We start from the raw sequence: 3012 nt of genomic DNA on the forward strand, positions 1-3012 counted from the left end.
CTGGACTGAGCGCCAGAAACGCCGCCCTCAGGCTGCAGCATGCGCTGCCGTAGCGCGCTCGTCACATAGCGACTCAGGCGCTAGGCGCGTGATCCCGGCCAGCCATAATGCTTGTGAAGCCGCTTTGCGTATTCGTCGTTGAAAGCCAGCAGCGGGTCCCAGGGCGGGCTCGCCTTCACGAGTTCGCAAGACACATTGAGCTCAACGTGGCGGTCGAACCAATCGATCGTCTTGACGGCGGATGGCGAGATCAGCACGCGCTGCCCAAACCACCAATTGCGAGTGTCGACGATGAAATAGCGAACGCTCCAATCGGCGCCATCGAGCATGAGATTTTCGATATGACCGATTTCGCCGTCAACGGCATGAACGCGATATCCTATCACTTCGACGACGCTGCGCAGATGCGGATCGGCTTCGCGCAAAGCCGCGGCGCCGCCGCCGGCCTCGGTCTCATCGGCCGAACCAAAGCCCATATACGGCGGCCCCATCAGGGGCGACGCCATAGCGCCGGGGATCGCCGAGAGGTTGGCGCCGCCCCAGAGCGGGTCCCAACCGTAGTAGGTGTAGAGCTGATTCTCCATCTGCTGCGAGACCGGCTGATCTTCGGCCAGGGCGGGGCCGCCTTCGACCTGGGCCTTCGTCAGCGCCACAACGAAGTGTTGCCCCTCGAGGTCCTCTTGCGAAATGGCGGATGGATGGATGAGCGTCTTGCGCCCTCTCAGCCAGGTTCCGCAATCGATGACGAGCCAGCGCAGTTTCCAGGACACTTCGTCGAACAGGAAGTCGACGACCGTTCCAATCCTGCCGTCGCTCGCCTCGATCGAGAAGCCTTTCAGAGGGGATATGACCTGCAACATGGTTTGGCGCCTTTTGGCGACTTGGACGTGACTTAAGCGGCGACGGAAGCAGTTGCCGCCGTCTCTCGAAGCAGAACGATCCGCGTCAGACCAGCCTGTAATAGTCATTATAGCCGCCAAGCGACATTGCGGGAGATTCGGAAACTACTCACGCCGAGTGAGGCGCGGGGCAGGACGTCAAGCGCTTTCGGCCCCGCTTGCGCTTTAGCGCCGCCCCCTTTGTGTGCGCCGGCAAAGTCCGGGCGTACGCGTCGTCCCACCGGTCGGCTTGAGTAATTTCCGACGCTTGTGTCTTCGATGCTGCGGCCGTCCAAGTGAAAGCGGCCCAAGGACATGCCCCGAATTCGGGCTGGCGCGAAACTGAAGGCCATGGCGATCGGCCACGCAAAGGATAGACCCATGCACAAGAGAAACGGCGTCGTTTTGCGATCGGCTTTGTCGGCAGCCGCCGTTTGCGCGGTTCTCACGATGGCGGCTTCGAGCGGCGAGCATCGAGCCGGACCGCTATCGATCACGTTGGTTCCGGAAGCGGCGCCAATACTCGCGAAGTCGATTTCGACGATCAGGAAACCGAGCGTCGAAAAGGCGCGAGCCTCGCATGAACGCTTCGAAACGGCCCTTAACGAGACGCGGCTACGCAGCGTCCTTGCTATGCGGAACGGAGAATGATGATGGCAAACATCGAAATCAGGAAGGTCGAGGAACAGCTCAATCACCGACTCCTCTTTAGCGTGCAGGTGAGCGGGGACACAGACCGCATGGAATTTCCGGTCGGCATCCCGGATCAGGGATCGCCGGCTGCAAACGAAGCCGCCGTCCTTGCCTCCACGCTTGCCTTCGCCGAAGCGCTCAAGGCGGCGGCGCAGCTACGGGTAGATGCTGGAACGCATCGATAAGAGATCTCTGTTCGAACGAGCGAGCCGATCGATACCGCTCGGTGGAAGCGCACGTTTACCTTGCGCGCGCTTCGGCTGGCCGTCGCGGCGTCCATTCACGATGTCTTCGGGCCCTTCGAATGAGTAGTTTCCGAGGCTGCCGTCTCTTGAATGTCCCGCCTAACGTCCCAATGCAGGACGCAAACAGCGCAAGACCAAGCGCCGTGACGCATCTTCGCAAGACGCAAGGAGCGCCTGTCATGGACAAGAACAGAATCGAAGGTTCGATCAAGGAGATCAAAGGCGCCGCAAAAGAGGCCGTCGGCAAGGTGGTCGGCGACGCCAAGTTGCAGAGCGACGGCAAGGCCGACAAGGCCGTCGGCAAGATCCAGAACGCCGTCGGCGGCCTGAACGACGCGGTCAGCGACGCAGTGAAGAAGCCGTAAGGACAGCCGCTCCAGCCGCGACGAATATCTCCTGACCAGAGGTCGAAATACATGAGTACAATCCTCATCGTCATCATATTGATTCTAATTTTTGGCGGAGGCGGGGGGTATTACGCGCACGGTCGCTATGGCGGCGCCGGTCTCGGTGGCGTCCTTGGCGTTGTTCTGGTGGTTCTCGTCGTGTTGTGGCTCGTGGGCCGGCTAGGTTAGCGCGTCGCTCCTCGCGAGGAGCGGCGCTGCGCCGCGTGCGATTTCCCCTTGGAGACCGAGAGGGGAGGCGGTTCTTACAGGACTTATCGTATCGCTGATTGCGGTATCCGCGCCGAGCTGTCTGGAGCATCGATCTGGAGTTTCGCGATGTCGGAAGCCGACCTGCGGCCTGAGATTGAAGCGCCGGACGAATTATTGGCGGATATGCCGCTGCCGTCCGACGCGAAGACATTCTTTCTCGGCGGAATATTTGTTCTTGCAGCGTTGACAGCCGCCTACGTCGCGAGCGAAATCGTCCTGCCGATGATCTTCGCGATCATGCTCAATCTCTTGATGCAGCCCGCCTTGCGCGCCCTCGAAAGATTGCGTGTGCCCAGAGTGCTGGGATCGATTGTGCTCATTCTTGTCGTGTTCGCGACGATCGTCGGAATTGGCGCCGCGGTCTCCGGGCCAGCCGAGGTGTGGATCGCCAAGCTGCCTGGGGGCATTCCCCGAATACAGGAGCGGCTGCGCTTTCTCGACGCCCCGATCAAAACGCTTCAAACATTTCTGGCGGCGGCCAACAATTTCGGCGCAGCGGGCCTGCAGCCAAGCTCGCCCGGGCCTTGGGACGCCGGGGCG

The 3012-nt window shown here is 61.1% G+C and carries 5 protein-coding genes; 4 read left to right on the top strand and 1 reads right to left on the bottom strand.

Annotated features, from left to right (window positions below):
- Positions 1-80: 80 nt before the first annotated feature.
- On the bottom strand, positions 81-860 hold the full coding sequence (locus ACLP2E_RS20670) for a PRC-barrel domain-containing protein (RefSeq protein WP_442466973.1): 780 nt from the start codon (positions 858-860) through the stop codon (positions 81-83).
- Positions 861-1525: 665 nt separating this feature from the next.
- Between ACLP2E_RS20670 and ACLP2E_RS20675 the strand changes: the two genes are divergently transcribed.
- The 4 genes from ACLP2E_RS20675 to ACLP2E_RS20690 form a co-directional block, all read left to right on the top strand.
- Positions 1526-1756 carry a hypothetical protein gene (locus ACLP2E_RS20675; RefSeq protein ID WP_442466974.1) on the top strand — a complete coding sequence of 77 codons (231 nt, stop codon included), beginning with the start codon at positions 1526-1528 and terminating at the stop codon, positions 1754-1756.
- A gap of 239 nt (positions 1757-1995) precedes the next feature.
- Positions 1996-2181: a CsbD family protein gene (locus tag ACLP2E_RS20680; protein WP_442466975.1), complete on the top strand. Its 186-nt coding sequence runs from the start codon at positions 1996-1998 to the stop codon at positions 2179-2181.
- Between the two features lie 51 nt (positions 2182-2232).
- Positions 2233-2391 carry a DUF3309 family protein gene (locus tag ACLP2E_RS20685; RefSeq protein ID WP_442466976.1) on the top strand — a complete coding sequence of 53 codons (159 nt, stop codon included), beginning with the start codon at positions 2233-2235 and terminating at the stop codon, positions 2389-2391.
- Positions 2392-2538: 147 nt separating this feature from the next.
- On the top strand, positions 2539-3012 hold a 474-nt coding region (locus ACLP2E_RS20690), incomplete at its 3' end, for an AI-2E family transporter (RefSeq protein WP_442466977.1).

It is taken from the genome of Rhodoblastus sp. (assembly GCF_052145335.1).
Classification (GTDB): domain Bacteria; phylum Pseudomonadota; class Alphaproteobacteria; order Rhizobiales; family Beijerinckiaceae; genus Rhodoblastus.

Coding starts and splice junctions, on each gene's coding strand:
- ACLP2E_RS20670 (WP_442466973.1), bottom strand. CDS start 860: ATGTTGCAGGTCATATCCCCTCTGAAAGGCTTCTCGATCGAGGCGAGC.
- ACLP2E_RS20685 (WP_442466976.1), top strand. CDS start 2,233: ATGAGTACAATCCTCATCGTCATCATATTGATTCTAATTTTTGGCGGA.
- ACLP2E_RS20680 (WP_442466975.1), top strand. CDS start 1,996: ATGGACAAGAACAGAATCGAAGGTTCGATCAAGGAGATCAAAGGCGCC.
- ACLP2E_RS20675 (WP_442466974.1), top strand. CDS start 1,526: ATGATGATGGCAAACATCGAAATCAGGAAGGTCGAGGAACAGCTCAAT.